This is a genomic window from Nocardiopsis sp. NPDC057823, from assembly GCF_042797335.1.
Lineage (GTDB): Bacteria > Actinomycetota > Actinomycetes > Streptosporangiales > Streptosporangiaceae > Nocardiopsis > Nocardiopsis changdeensis.
Genome location: NZ_JBHVLR010000015.1, coordinates 61,843 through 74,916 on the forward strand (window position 1 = coordinate 61,843; position 13,074 = coordinate 74,916).

Consider the following 13,074-nt stretch of genomic DNA (forward strand, 5'->3'; position numbering starts at 1 on the left):
CGCCCGGCCACGCGACGAGGAGTCTCGACACGGTGACCTCCGCCTCCGAGCAGCACCGGTCCGCCGCCGGCGTGCCCGCGCCCCCGGCACGGGGCGTGGTGGTCGGTGTGGACCTGCGCGGTATCCAGGCCTACGTGTACAGCGGGCGGCGCATCCTGGACGCGGTGGGCCGGGCCGCCCTGGTCGCCGAACTCACCGACACCTCCGACCCGGTGCGGGGGATCGCCGGCCTGGTCCCCGACGACTGCACGGTGCTGCGCGACGCGGGCGGGGCGCTCACCGTGGTCCTGCCCGACGCGGCGGCGGCCCGGCGCTTCACCGCCCGCTACACCCGTGTGCTGCGCGAGCGCGCCGGCGACCTCACCCCCGTGGTGGCGCACGTCCCCTACGGCCCCTCCGCCCCCGGGGAGGGCCCGGCCCCGGCGCACGACGTGGACGAGGCCCTGGCCCTGCTGCCGGACCGGCTGCGGCGGGCCCGCGGGTACATGTCCACCCTGCACGACCCCGCGCACGGGTACGGGATCACCGCGGTGTGCGCGGTGGGCGGCGGCCCGGCCGAGGTGCTCGACCCCAGCCGCGCCCAGGACGACCGCCCCGGGGTCCCCGAACGGGTGAGCGCCGACGTGGCGCGCGCCCGGGGGATCGGCCGCCGCTGGCACCGCGCGCACAGCGCCGCCTGGGCCGCCGGAGCGGCCACCGCCACCGGGGCGCCGCGGCTGGCGCTGCCGATGGAGGTGGACCGGCTGGGCCGGGAGCCGGGCGGGGTCAGCCGGATCGCGGTGGTGCACCTGGACGTCAACGGGCTCGGCGCGATCCTGGGCGAGTACCGCGAGCGGGCGGGCGACCGGGACGTGCCCGGTTCCGGGGCCCTGGCGCAGCGGCGGCTGTCGCAGCGCATCGCGGACCTCACCGGGGCGCTGGCGCGGGTGCTGGTCCGCGCGGTGGCGGCGACGGTGCGCGCGGACCCGGGCCGGGAGCCGGTCATCCCGGGCGGGGCGCGTTCGATCGCCCTGGACCACGAGCCGTCGGGCCCGGTCCGGCTGCCGGTGCGGCCGATCGTGGTGGCCGGGGACGACCTGACCGTCCTGTGCGACGCGCGGCTGGCCCTGCCCCTGGTGCGGTACGCCCTGGAGTGGCTGGACGCGGACCCGGAGGGGATCGGCGACCCGGCCGACCCCCGCACGGCCCTGCACCGCACGCTGGTCGCCGCGCACGGCGACCGGCCCGGCGGCGGGCGCACCGCGGCCGGGTACGGCGGGCACCGCCACACCACGTTCGTGCCCACGGTGGGGGTGGGCGTCGCGGTGCAGCCGGTGGGCGCGCCCCTGTCCCTGGGGCACGACCTGTGCGAGGCGATGTGCGGCACCGCGAAGCGGCACCGGGTGACGGCGATGGAGGACGGCGCCCCCGACGAGCACGTGGTGGCGTGGACGACCCGGGTGGACGGGGTGGACCGGGTTCTCGCCCGGTGGGAGGCGGCCCGGCGGGGCCCGGTGCGGCGCACCGGCCTGCCGCTGACCGGTACCGGGTTCACCGGCTTCCTGGACCGGTACCTGGACCCGGACGCCCCGGGGAGCCTGACCGCGGAGGGCGACTCCCGGCGGCGGGGCTGGCTGATCTCGTCGCTGGTGCCCCTGCTGGAGTCGGGCACCGACCCGGCCCCGGAGATCGCCCGGCGCGCCCGGGTGACCGGCGGGCCGGTGGACCTGCCCCGGGACTGGGAGCCCGCGGGCCTGCTCGACGCCGTGGAGATGATGGACCTGTACCTGGACCCGGAGCTGTCCCGGGCCCTGGACCCCCGCCTGTCGGCGGCCCGCGGCGGACCCGGGGGCGGTCCCCGGTGAGCGCCCCCGGACGCATCGTCGTGCGGCTGGCCTCGCCCGCGCTGTTCGTGGGGGCCAGCGCCGACGGCACCGGCGCCGACACCGACGTGGTCACCGACGACCACGGGCTGCCCTACCTGCCCCGCCACCGGCTGGCGGCGCGGCTGCGCGCGGGCGCCCGGCGAGCCCTGGCGGTGTCCCCGGGCCTGGAGGACGCGGTGGGCGAGGTGTTCGGCCGGGAGCGCTCACACGGCCGCGACCGCATGCTGCGGCTGGGGCACGCCGTCGCGGGGGACGCGGTGCGCACCGCGGTCGCCCGCGCGCTGGCGGGCCGGTCGGAGTCGGCGCGCGCGGTGCTGCGACGCGCGGTGACCGACGCCCACACCGTGCTGGAGACCGGGATCGAGGTCGGCCCGCACGGTGCCGCCGAGCCGGGGCGGCTGCGCACCCACCGGGTGCTGCTGCCCGGCCTGGTCCTGACCTCGGCGCTGACCTGGGCCCGGGAGCCGGGGCCGGACCACTGGCGGCTGCTGGCCCGCGCCTGCCTGGCCACCACCGGGATCGGCCTCAAGGGCACCCGGGGGCGGGGCCGGGTCGACGTGCGCCTGGCCGGGGACCCGGACGAGGACCCGGACGCCCTCACCCTGCGGCTGGCCGCCCCGCCCCTGCGGGAGCCGCGGTGAGCGGGGTGAGCGGCTACCTGCCGCTGCGTTACGTCCTGGCGGACACCCTGGTGGTGCGCACCTCCTTCGACCCGCTGCGGATCGACTCCGAGCACGTCATCGGCGGGCGCGCCCAGCGCGGGATGCTCGCCGCGGCGCTGCGCCGGGCCGGCCTCGGGGAGGAGGAGCGGGCATGGGTCGCCGACGGCGGCGCCGTCCGGTTCTCCGCCGCCCATCCGCGGCTGGAGCCGGGGGCCGACCCGGACCTGCCGGGCCCGGACCCGGCCCGGACCGCCTACCCGCCGCCCGCCTACCTGTACACCCTGGGCAAGAACAGCGACACCATGGCGGACGTGTTCGCCGGCGCCGACCCGGCCGTGCCCTACCGGGCGGTGCGCGACCCCATCACCCTGGACCGGTCGCTGCGGGCGCGGGTGCGCACCACCACCGAGCGCTACCTGGGGCGGGCGCGCACCGGCGACCCCGACCGGGGGGTGCCGTTCTTCACCACGGCCCTGGACTCGGGCCAGGTCTTCGAGGCGCGCTGGCAGCTGCTGGCAGAGGATTCCGCCGGCCTGGAGGCGCTCGCCCAGCGCGTCATCGGGGTGCTGGACGCCGCGCGGGGCTCGCTCACCCTGGGGTCCGGAGGCACCCGCGCCCACGGCGGGGTGCGCGTGTCCCCGGTCGACCCGGACGCCCCGCTCTCCCCGGACCGGACCGCACCGGCGGGGCGGCGCTCCTGGGCGGCGGGGGAGCCGGTCGACCTGCTGCTGCTGTCCCCGGCGCTGGTGGTGGGCGACCACGGCCAGTACGCCCCCGGCGCCCTGGTCGCGGAGGTCCGGGCGCTCCTGGACCGGCACCTGCCGGGGGCCGGCGTGCGGGTGGTCGCCTCCCACGTGGAGTCGACCGTGGTCGGCGCCTACCACCGCGGCTACCGCGGGCCGATGGCCCAGCGGCGTGCGGCCGCCCCCGGCGCGGTGGTGCGGCTGGTGCTGGACCGCGCCCTGCCCGCCTCCCTGGTCCGGGCGATCGAGGCCGACCCGCTGGGCGACCGCGTGATCGACGGCCACGGCCAGTTCGTACTGCTGGACCCGCCCCCGCGGGGCCCGCTGCCGCCCGCTCCCGAGGCCGTGCCCCTGGCGGGGCGGCCCGCCGGGACCGTCGCCCTGCCCGACGGCGGTGCCGTCGCCGCGCACGGCCCCCTGGAGTGGGACGACCCGGGGCTGGCCGCCCTGTACGACGACCTGCTGTGGAACGCCGCGGCCGAACCGGTCCGCGACCACGCCCGGATGCTGGCCCGCCGGTCCGCCCGCCGGCTGGAGCCCCTCACCCCCAGCCTGGTCGGGCGGCTGCGGGAGGCGGTCACCCACCCGCACCACGGCGCGGACGCCGCCCTGGACGCGCTGGCCGGGGTCCTGGCCGGGGAGCGCTCCACGGGCGGGGCCCCCAAGACCCTGCACGACCGGGCCGTCCGGGCGCTGGCCCGGGCCCGGGTGGTGCCGCCCGGCAGCCCGCCGATCCCGGTGCGGGTGTGGCTGTCCGGGATCGGCGGGGGAGGGGCCGCGGCCGATTGGTGGGACGCCAACCGCCCCCGGCCCGCGCACAGCCCCGCCTACGCGGCCGCCATCGCCGCCGTGGACCTCTCCCTGGCCGACGGGCTGCCGCCGCGCGACGACCCCGCCGGGCTCTCTCCGCGCGCCCGCGCCTGGGAGCGCCGGAACGCCGCCCGGCTGTGCCTGGCGCTGGTGTCCTCCTGGCTGGCCGAGACCGCCCGGGTACTGCGCACCCGCGACCCGGCCCACACCCAGGGGGGCCGCCGGTGAACACACCCGGACCCGGGGTGCTGTGGGAGGTCGCCGGACGCTGGTGCCTGCTCTCCGACACCCACATCGGCGCCGCCCAGGCGGTGCCCCGGCACGCCGCCCAGAGCGACGTGGACCTGTACCTGGACCGGGACCCGCGCACCGGCGCGCCCCGGCTGCGCGCCACCACCCTGGCCGGGCTGCTGCGCCACTCCCTGGCCGGCCGCACGGGCGGCCCGGGCCGGGCCGGCGAGCTGTTCGGGACCGCCGAGGACGACGGGACCGCTCCCCGGGCCAGCGCGCTGGAGGTCGACGACGCGTTCGCGCGCCTGCCGGAGGGGACGGGGGTGGCGGTGCGCACCGGGACCCGGGTGGACCCCGCCTCCGGGACGGTCCTGCCCGGCCTGCTGTGGCAGTGGGAGGTGCTCCCGGCGGGCACGGTGTTCGTCGTCCACCTGCGGCTGCGGGTGCCCGCGCCCGCGGACGAGGCCCGGCTGCTGACACTGCTGGCCCTGGCCGCCGAGGGGGTCGGCGGCGCCGGCGCCCGGCTGGGCGGGCGCACCGGCCGCGGGCACGGGGCGGTGCGCGCCACCCACTGGGCGGCCCGCCGCCTGGACCTCGGGGACGAACACGACTGGTTCGCCCACCACGGCGTCTCCTGGCGGGAGCGGTGGCAGGCCGGCGAGGACGCCCTGGCCGACGCCCCCGCCGACCTGGCCGACGCCCTGGGCCGGGAGCTGCGCGCCGCGGGCCGGACCGGGACGGCCGCCCACGTGGCGGCGCGGGTCGCCGCCCCCGACCGGCGCCGCCGGGCCGAGCTGCGGCTGACCCTGGCGGTGGGCGAGCGCGAGGACCCGCTGGCGCCGCCGCCGGACGCGCTGCGCCCCGGGCTGCTGTCGGTCGGGGACGTCCCCGCCGGAGACCGGCTCGGCGAAACGGACCGGGCCCACCGGTGGCGCCCGGTGGTCGAGGACGCCGACAAGGGCGAGGTGCGCATGGCCCCGGTTCTCGGCGACACCGCCCTGTTCGCGCTGGTCAAGCGGATCGCGGCGCGGTCGGTGCACGACGCCGCCCAGGCCCTGGGCGGAGTCGGCCCGCAGGACTGGTTCGGCCACTGGTGGGGCGCCGACACCCCGGCGCGGGACGCCGTCCCCCGCCCCTCCCGGGTGCGTCTGCGGGAGGTCCCGGTGATCACCGGCGGGGCCCCGGTGACGGCCACCCGGATGGCCGTGGACCCCCTGTTCGGGGACTCCGTGGACGGCCGCCTGTTCACCCACGACCTCCAGTGCGGGGGGACCGCCGAGGCGGTGTTCGACATCGAGGACCCCGACGACGCGATTCTGGGCCTGTGCGCGCTCGTCGTCCGCGACCTGGCGACGGTGCCCTTCGACACGCTGGGGGCGGGCTCGGGCGTGGGCCACGGCCGGGTGAGCGCGGTCCGCGCGGAGCTGGTGTCCTACGGTGAAGGACCGCGGCGGCGCGTCGACCTGGTCGCGGCGGTGTTCGCCCCCGACGGCCCGGACGCGGAGGCCGTCCGGGAATGGGTGGCCGCCCTGCGCCTCCTGGTCTCCGGTGACACGGCCCCCGGCGGCCCGGTCTCCGGAGACGCCGGGTCCGAAGCGCCACGACGGGAAGGAGGACGGCCGTGACCGACGCCCCTGTGGGAGTGACCGTGCGCCGGCTGGACACCGCGGAGATCGACGCGGTCTTCGACGACGTCTTCGTGCGGGGCGCCCGCTGCGGCCTGCTCGACACCGGTCCGCCCGGTCCCCCCGGCGACCCGGACGCGCCGCAGTGGCTGCTGGCCGAGCTGGGCGACGGCCGGATCACCGGGGTCTGCCCGCGGGACCGCTGGCACCGGTCGGACGGTCCCGGCACCGCCGACCTGTCGGCGGCGGCGCCGGCCGCGCCCGCCGACAGGGTCCGCGTTCTGGAGGTGCTGGTGTTCGCCGCCCATGCCCAGATCCGGATCGGGGAGGGCGGCCGGTCCGGGTGGATCTGCGCCGACGCGCCCGGAGAGGTCCCCCCGTGGCTGCGCCCGCGCGACCGCTCCTTCCTGCTCCAGGGCTGGACCGGGCCCGAGCACGGCCGCTCCCCGGGCGAGGGGGTGCCGCTGACCGTGACCGCCGAGCCCTCCGGGGCGCGCGCGGTCCTGCCGGTCGTGTGGAGCGACTTCTCCGCGCGGGTGCGCCGTGTGCGCGGGGGGCGGGCCGTCGCCGAGGGGACCGGGAGCTGGCTGACCGTGCGCGAGTACTGGGCGCAGGACCCCGGGACCGGCACCGTGGGGGTGGCCTTCCACCGGTTGACCGGCCTGTCCACCGGGCCCAAGCCGACCGGCCCGGTGTTCGACCCGGGCACCGGCGACGAGCCCGCCGGGGAGGAGCCGTGGTGAACCCCCGCGACGTGGCCTCCCGCCTGGGCGGCACCGAGCGGCCCCGTCCCGCCGGACGGGACGCCCCGGCGCGCGCCACCGCGCCCTACGGCGCGGTCCGCATGGCCGCCGAGCCCATGCCCGCCGCCGACCTGCACGGCGGCTACGACACCGGGGACCTGCTGCGCAGCCACGACCGCACGGTGCGCGGCACCCACTCGGGGTGGATCGACCTGACCCTGACGACCCTCACGCCCACCTTCGTGGGCCGCACCCCGGACCGGGGCGGGGTGAGCCGCTCCCTGCGGCTGCCGCACGGCGAGACCCCGCTGCCCGTGCTGCCGGGCTCGGGGCTGCGCGGCCTGGTCCGCAACACCCTGCGCATGCTCACCAGCGGGGAGACCGGACCGGTCAACACGCCGATGCTGTTCTTCCGGGCGCCGGTGCGCATCGACCCGGCCTCGGCCGACAGCACGCTGTCGCCCCGCACCCGCTCGGTGATGGCGCTGCGCCACTCCCAGTACCGCAGGAGGCGGGCGGGCCTGCGCACCCGGCAGGGCTTCCTGTTCCACGAGCGCTCCCGCGACCGCTGGTACATCGTGGAGGTCCCGGCCGCCAGGCCCGGCGGGGAGCGCGGCCAGGCGCTGAAGGTGCCGTTCACGGTGCTGCGGGAGAGCCTCAAGCGGTGGGACTTCGGGGTGGACGACCTGCCGGACAACCCCCGGGGCGCCCCGTACGTGCCCACCGCCCACGAGCAGCACGGCCGGCTCCAGTACCGCTGGGTGTACGCCGTCCACCTGCCCGGCGAGCGGCGCGTCTCCGCGGTCGCCCCGACGGAGCAGGAGGCCCGCGCCCACCTGGCGGAGCACCGGATCGACGTCCGCGACCTGGGCCGGGGCGGGGTGGTCCCGGCCCTGGTGGTGCTCACCGGCGCGGCCGGGGGCGAGCGCCGCAACGCCTACCTGTTCCCCCGGCCGCCTGACCTGCGCACCGGCCGGCTGCGCGTCCCCGACGCCCTGGTGGAGATGTTCGAGTCGGCCGAGCAGATCACGGGGTACCAGCGGGCCGCGTTCCCCGACGGGCTCGGTACGGAGGAGGGCGACCCCGAGCGCGAGCGGGTCGGCGGCTCCGGCGGCGGCGGGCTGCCCCGCCGCGGGATGGAGCCGGTCTGGTTCGATGTGGACCCGCGGGGGTCGGTGGTGTCCTTCGGCCGTTCGGGCGGCTACCGGATCGCCGTCAGCGACGACGACCCGATCCGCCGGGCGGTGCCGGAGGCGCTGCTCAGCCCCCAGCACGGGGACGCCGACCGGGCCGACCGCGCGGGGCGGCCGGTGGACGTGGGCCGGGCCCTGTTCGGGGACGTGGACACGTTCGCGGGCGAGGCGTCCGCCTCCAAGGGGCGGGTGTTCTTCGGCAACGCGGTGTGCACCGCCCCCGACCCGGACTACCCCGACGGGGCGGCCCTGCGGGTGCGGCTGCTCTCCCCCCAGCGCGGCTGCTTCGCCAACTACCTGCTCCAGGGGCCGGACGCGGCCGGGGGCAGGGCCGACGTCATCACGTGGGCGCACGAGGGGCAGGTGCGGCTCAACGGCTACAAGGTCTACCTGCACCGGCACCGCGACGGCCTGGGCTCGCCGGTGCGCTACGACGAGGCGGCCCGCGAGGACCCGGGCCTGGAGGTACTGCGGCCCGGGGGCGGCCACGGCCCGCCGCGGGACACCCAGCGCGACGTCGTCCCCCTCCGCGACGGCCTGATGTTCCGGTCGCGGATCACCTTCACCAACCTCACCGACGGGGAGCTGGGCGCCCTGCTGCGGGCCCTGCTGCTGGACAACCCGGTGGACGGCGGCGACCCGGCCGATCCGGAGTACGCGCACAAGATCGGCATGGGCAAGTCGCTGGGGATGGGCAGCGTCCACCTGCGGCCGCGGCTGTACCTGGTGGACCGGCGGGCCCGGGCGCTGTCCCCGGACCCGGGCGCCGGGGTGGAGCGCGCCGGCGCCGCCCGGGTGCGGGCGTTCCTGGACGCCTTCGACGGCGCGCTGGCGGCACGCCGGATCTCCGGGAGCGGCGACCCGTCCCGGTGGCGGGAGGTGGACCAGGCCGTGGACGTGCTGCTGGCCGCGCGCTGGCGGCGCCGGCTGCCCTGGGAGGACACGGCGGTGATGCCGCTGCGCGCGTTCGCCGAGTACCCGGTCCTGCCCCCGCTGGTCGACCGTTACGCGGCGGCCGGCCTGCTCACCCCGTGATGACCTCGGTCAGCGCGTCGATGAGGTCGGCGCGCCGGTCGGGGTCGTCCTGGGCGTCCGCCCAGCGGGCGGGCACGCCCCGCCCCTCCTCCAGGATCGCGCACAGCAGGGTGTCCAGGGTGCCCTGGGGGTCGGCCTCCAGGGCGGCCCGCCGCTCCTGCGCGCGGGCGGACAGCTCCAGGGCGGTCCGCTCCAGCCACATCTTCTCCTCCTCGCTGAGCACCTCGCGGCGCTCGGGGTCGGCCCCGGCCGGGACGGCCGGGGCGTCCGGCACGGGTGCGTAGGGGGCGCTGCGGGCCCGGCCCCGGGCCCGCTGCACCAGGGCGAAGTGGGTGGGCATGTCCACCGCCATGCGTCCCAGGACCCCGGTGAGCCTGCGGGCCACGTCCTCGCCGCTCAGGGCCGGCAGGAGGCGGCGCAGCAGGAGGCGGCGCCGCTGGTCGGGGGTGCGCCCGGGGTCGGCGTCGCGGCCGGCGGCCAGTTCGGCGAGCTTGCGCAGGAGGTAGTCGCCGGTGGCGGTGGAGACCATCGGGGCCTCCTTGGGGCCGCCCAGTCCGCGGCCGTGCAGGTCGGCGACGGGCACGGCGCTGCCGTCCTCGGTGAAGGAGACGGTCTCGCCGGGGGAGATGTCCTCGGGCAGGTCGGCGGCGGGGTTGCCCCAGCCCGCGGTGAGCACGAGCATGGCCAGCGCCTCCTGGTCGATGACGTCGGCGGCCACGCGGGCCACGTCGCGGCGCGGGGCCCAGCGCCGGGGCCGCTCGGAGAACGCGCAGCGCACCCGCCCGTCGGCGGCCGGCTGGGGGTAGACGTGGCGCAGGTTCTTGTACGACCGGTCCCGGCGCACGTCGTCCAGGGCGTCGCGCAGCCGGTGCGCGGCGGTCCGGTCGACCGCCTCTCCGACGGGCGCCGCGCGCCGCATGCGCACGGCGATGACGCCGTCGGGGTCGCCGCCGTGGTCCGGGCACGGGCAGTGCTCGGCGCACAGGTCGACGTAGTCGCAGAACTGTTCGGCGTGGCCCGAGCAGCCCTGCGCGGTTCCGTCCGCGGAGCAGGGCCCGCACCCCAGGACGCGCGTGAAGACGCGCAGGAAGGCGGCGGAGCCGAACAGCTCCCAGGCGGAGCAGTGGTGCGTGCTCACGAACTCTTCTCCCCGGGTGTTCCGGGGCCGGGTCGCTTCCCCAGCCCTCCGGAGAAGCGTGTGCGAGTACGTGAGACCTCAGGTGGCACTCCCGAGTCAACGGGAGACCAACTAACAAACTAGGACTGAGGCGACCAACTGTCAATTATCGGCCCTGGTCCCTAAGGCATATAAAACAATAGAGAAGCCCATTAAACGGACACCAGAAACACGGGTCACTGGAGCCCCAGAGGCGATCGGTGGTATGTCACTCCCGGGCCCTCATCGTCCCTGTCCGAGAGACTGCGGTGAGCCCCCCGGAAGGGGCGGGCGCGGCCGCGGGGGACGCGCTGTGAGAGAGGAACGGAGGTCGCCGGATGCCGGTGCTCAACCTGACGCCGCATGTGGTGACAGTCGTGGACGACGAGGCGAAGGTCATCGGCACCTGGCCGGGCACGGACGACCCCGCCAGGGTCGAGGCCGAGCGGGTGCCCGTGGGCCACCTGGACGACTCCACCTGCCCGGGTCCGGTGCCGTTGATCGCCGAACGGCGCACCAGGGCCAATCTGCCCGAGCCGAAACCGGGCGTGTGGCTCATCGTCTCGTCCGTGGTCGGCTTCGCCCACCCCGAGCGCGACGACCTGTTGATCCCCTCCGACCTGGTAAGGGACAATAAGGGCGTGGTCACCGCCTGCCGTTCGTTCGTGGTCAGCGGACGGCGGCCGCGGAAACCGACCGTTTCGACCACGAGAAAAGGGGTCGGCCGAATCGACGCAACGGCAAAACGGACGTAACGGGTTCGAGTATCGCCTTCACCTACGGGATAGCGTTGACCCCCACGAAACGAACAACGCCCCCGTGTGGAGAAGGACGCCGTGGACACTCCCCGCGTCGCCGTCGTGCTGGTCGGCCGGAACCCCACCCCGGCACTGCTGTCCTCGCTCACCCTGCCGGCCGACCGGATCGTCCTGCTGAGCAGCGACGGCACCCGCGCCCTGGCCGAACGCACGGCCGCCGCCCTGGCCAGGCTCGCCCCCGACCGCACCGTGCGGGTGGAGGGGGTGGGCCCCGACCCGCACGACCCGGCCGGGGTCGCCGCCGCCCTGGAGCGGATCCACCGCGAGCACGGCACCGCCCCCCGCCACCTCGACTACACCGGCGGCACCAAGGTCATGAGCGTGGCCGCCGCCCTGTACCGGGACGGCGGCGCGGCCGACCCGGAGGCCGCGGCTCCCCGCTGCCACTACCTCGACCCCGCCTCCGACCTGCTGCGCCCCGTCGACCCCGGCGACCCGCCGCTGCCGCTCTCCGACGACGGCATCGACCTGGGCGTCCTCGCCGGCGTCCACGGAGCGCACTGGCTCTCCGACCGCGACCCCGCGACCGTGGGCACCGCCCTGCGCGGCGGCGCCCGCGCCCTGCGCGAGGCCTTCCCCGGCCTGCACCCCACGGAGGTGCGCGGGGTCGTCGGCGAGGCCGACGTGCTGCGCCACCTGCGGCGCATCACCCGCGGCCGGGAGGGGGTGGAGGTGCTGGGGCCGCGCCGGGTCGCCGACCCGCGCCATCCCGCCGATTCCATCGCCGACTTCGACGCCCTGGTCCGTTTCCGGCACCGGGTGCTGTGCGTGGAGGTCAAGAGCGGAGCGGAGGAGGTGGTCGCCCGCGCGGGGTGGACCGTCGCCAAGGCCCGGCGCGTGTTCGGCAACGTGGCCAAGGTGCTGTTCGTGCACACCGGGCCCGCCGTGCCCGGACTGCGCGACCGCATCGCCGGGCACGGCCCCGCGCTGAGCTCCTCCCAGGTGCAGGTGTGGAGCCTGGACGACCTGCGCGCCCGCCTGACCGACGCGGAGGCGCTGCGCAGGGTGTTCTTCCCCGGACAGGCCGCCTCGGCCGCCGCGGCACCGGCCGCCCCGGCGCGGGGCGCGGAGCCCCCGGCACGGCCGGCGGTGCCCCCGGCGCCTCCCGCGCCGGTGTGCGCGGTGACCGCCGCCTCCGCGGCCCCCATCCTGGTCACCGCGCTGGGCAGCAGCCGTCTGGGCCTGCTGTCGGCCGTGCACGCCCACCGGCCCGAACGGGCGCTGCTGCTCTCCTCCCGACAGGGGGTGCGCGCGGGCGTGCGCGAGGCGGCGGCGCGCGCCCTGTACGCCGCCGAGCACCCCGGAGAGCCCGTCCCGGACGCGGACGGGCTGCGCGCCTCGGGCCACCGCGACCGCATCCGGTTCGCCGCCGACCCCGTGGACGGCTCCAGCGCCGGGGCCGTCGCCGACGCCGCGCACACCTGGATCGCGGGGATGCGCGCCGAGGACCCCGGCCGGCCGGTGGTCGTGGACGTCACCACCGGCACCAAGGCGATGAGCCTGGGCCTGGCCCTGGCCGCCCGCCGCTCGGGGGCGTGCGTCGCCTGCCAGGTGGTGCGCGACCGCAAGGTCGTGTGCCTGACCCACGGCGGCGCCGCCGTACAGGGCCGGGCGGTGGTGGACTGGTCCCTGGTCCTGGACGGGTACACCCCGCTGGCAGGGCCCCTGGCCGACGCGGTGTGCCCGCGGGGCGCCGCGCAGGTGGACGTCCCCCTGGTGGCGGCCGCCGCCGAGCACCTGGTCCGCGCGGCGAGCGGGCCGGTGGGGCTGTGGGTCGACCGCTCCCTGGCGGACCCGGAGACCGCCGACACGGCTCGGGAGCGCCCGGCACTGGTGCTCACCTTCGACGACCGGGCCCTGGGCCTGGCCGCCCCGACCTGGAGCCGCCCCGTCCGATCGGGCGCGGTCCGCAGGGTGAGCCGGGGCGCTTGGGCGCAGAGCGTCTCCGCGGCCACCGGCCACCTCAACCTGCGCTGCGACGTGGCCGGCAAGGTGATGGCGCTGACCCGGCCGGGCGGCGACGTGGGCCGGGCCGCCGAGCTGGTCGCCTGGATCACCCAGGAGGAGCCGGAGGAGGCCGGGGACCACGGCGGGGGCGGCTGGGGTTTCGGCGATCCGCAGCGGCCGGTGCTGGTGGTCGCCGACCCCGCGGCGCCGCCCCGGCTGTGGGACACCGACGCCAGCACCCTGTGA

The 13,074-nt window shown here is 78.0% G+C and carries 9 protein-coding genes; 8 read left to right on the plus strand and 1 reads right to left on the minus strand.

Features of this window, described 5'->3' with window-relative positions; all coding sequences use genetic code 11:
- Positions 1-32 precede the first annotated feature (32 nt).
- Genes ACFVNO_RS22450 through ACFVNO_RS22475 form a run of 6 tightly spaced genes read left to right on the plus strand, consistent with a single transcriptional unit; the run spans position 33 to position 8,907 of the window.
- Complete coding sequence (locus ACFVNO_RS22450; RefSeq protein ID WP_378895488.1) at positions 33-1,844, plus strand: hypothetical protein; 1,812 nt, start codon at positions 33-35, stop codon at positions 1,842-1,844.
- Positions 1,841-2,506: a hypothetical protein gene (locus ACFVNO_RS22455; RefSeq protein WP_378895490.1), complete on the plus strand. Its 666-nt coding sequence runs from the start codon at positions 1,841-1,843 to the stop codon at positions 2,504-2,506. Before ACFVNO_RS22450 ends, ACFVNO_RS22455 begins: the two co-directional genes overlap by 4 nt.
- Positions 2,503-4,308 (plus strand): hypothetical protein, encoded by a 1,806-nt coding sequence (locus ACFVNO_RS22460; RefSeq protein WP_378895492.1) that lies wholly within the window; start codon positions 2,503-2,505, stop codon positions 4,306-4,308. Before ACFVNO_RS22455 ends, ACFVNO_RS22460 begins: the two co-directional genes overlap by 4 nt.
- On the plus strand, positions 4,305-5,936 hold the full coding sequence (locus tag ACFVNO_RS22465; protein ID WP_355269312.1) for an RAMP superfamily CRISPR-associated protein: 1,632 nt from the start codon (positions 4,305-4,307) through the stop codon (positions 5,934-5,936). Before ACFVNO_RS22460 ends, ACFVNO_RS22465 begins: the two co-directional genes overlap by 4 nt.
- Positions 5,933-6,679: a hypothetical protein gene (locus tag ACFVNO_RS22470; protein ID WP_378895494.1), complete on the plus strand. Its 747-nt coding sequence runs from the start codon at positions 5,933-5,935 to the stop codon at positions 6,677-6,679. Before ACFVNO_RS22465 ends, ACFVNO_RS22470 begins: the two co-directional genes overlap by 4 nt.
- Complete coding sequence (locus ACFVNO_RS22475) at positions 6,676-8,907, plus strand: TIGR03986 family CRISPR-associated RAMP protein (RefSeq protein WP_378895496.1); 2,232 nt, start codon at positions 6,676-6,678, stop codon at positions 8,905-8,907. The genes ACFVNO_RS22470 and ACFVNO_RS22475 overlap by 4 nt, the downstream gene beginning before the upstream one ends.
- On the opposite strand, the gene ACFVNO_RS22480 is transcribed toward ACFVNO_RS22475, so the two are convergent.
- Positions 8,897-10,045: a hypothetical protein gene (locus tag ACFVNO_RS22480; RefSeq protein ID WP_378895498.1), complete on the minus strand. Its 1,149-nt coding sequence runs from the start codon at positions 10,043-10,045 to the stop codon at positions 8,897-8,899. The two genes, ACFVNO_RS22475 and ACFVNO_RS22480, sit on opposite strands and share 11 nt — an antisense overlap.
- Positions 10,046-10,401: 356 nt before the next feature.
- Here ACFVNO_RS22480 and ACFVNO_RS22485 point away from each other — a divergent pair, with 356 nt between their 5' ends.
- Both ACFVNO_RS22485 and ACFVNO_RS22490 read left to right on the plus strand, forming a co-directional pair.
- Positions 10,402-10,818 carry a hypothetical protein gene (locus ACFVNO_RS22485; protein WP_355268664.1) on the plus strand — a complete coding sequence of 139 codons (417 nt, stop codon included), beginning with the start codon at positions 10,402-10,404 and terminating at the stop codon, positions 10,816-10,818.
- An 81-nt stretch (positions 10,819-10,899) separates the two neighbouring features.
- Complete coding sequence (locus tag ACFVNO_RS22490; protein ID WP_355268662.1) at positions 10,900-13,074, plus strand: CRISPR-associated protein; 2,175 nt, start codon at positions 10,900-10,902, stop codon at positions 13,072-13,074.

Bases quoted from the DNA above. Each gene is read 5' to 3' on its own strand.
- ACFVNO_RS22485 (WP_355268664.1), top strand. From the start codon at position 10,402: ATGCCGGTGCTCAACCTGACGCCGCATGTGGTGACAGTCGTGGACGAC.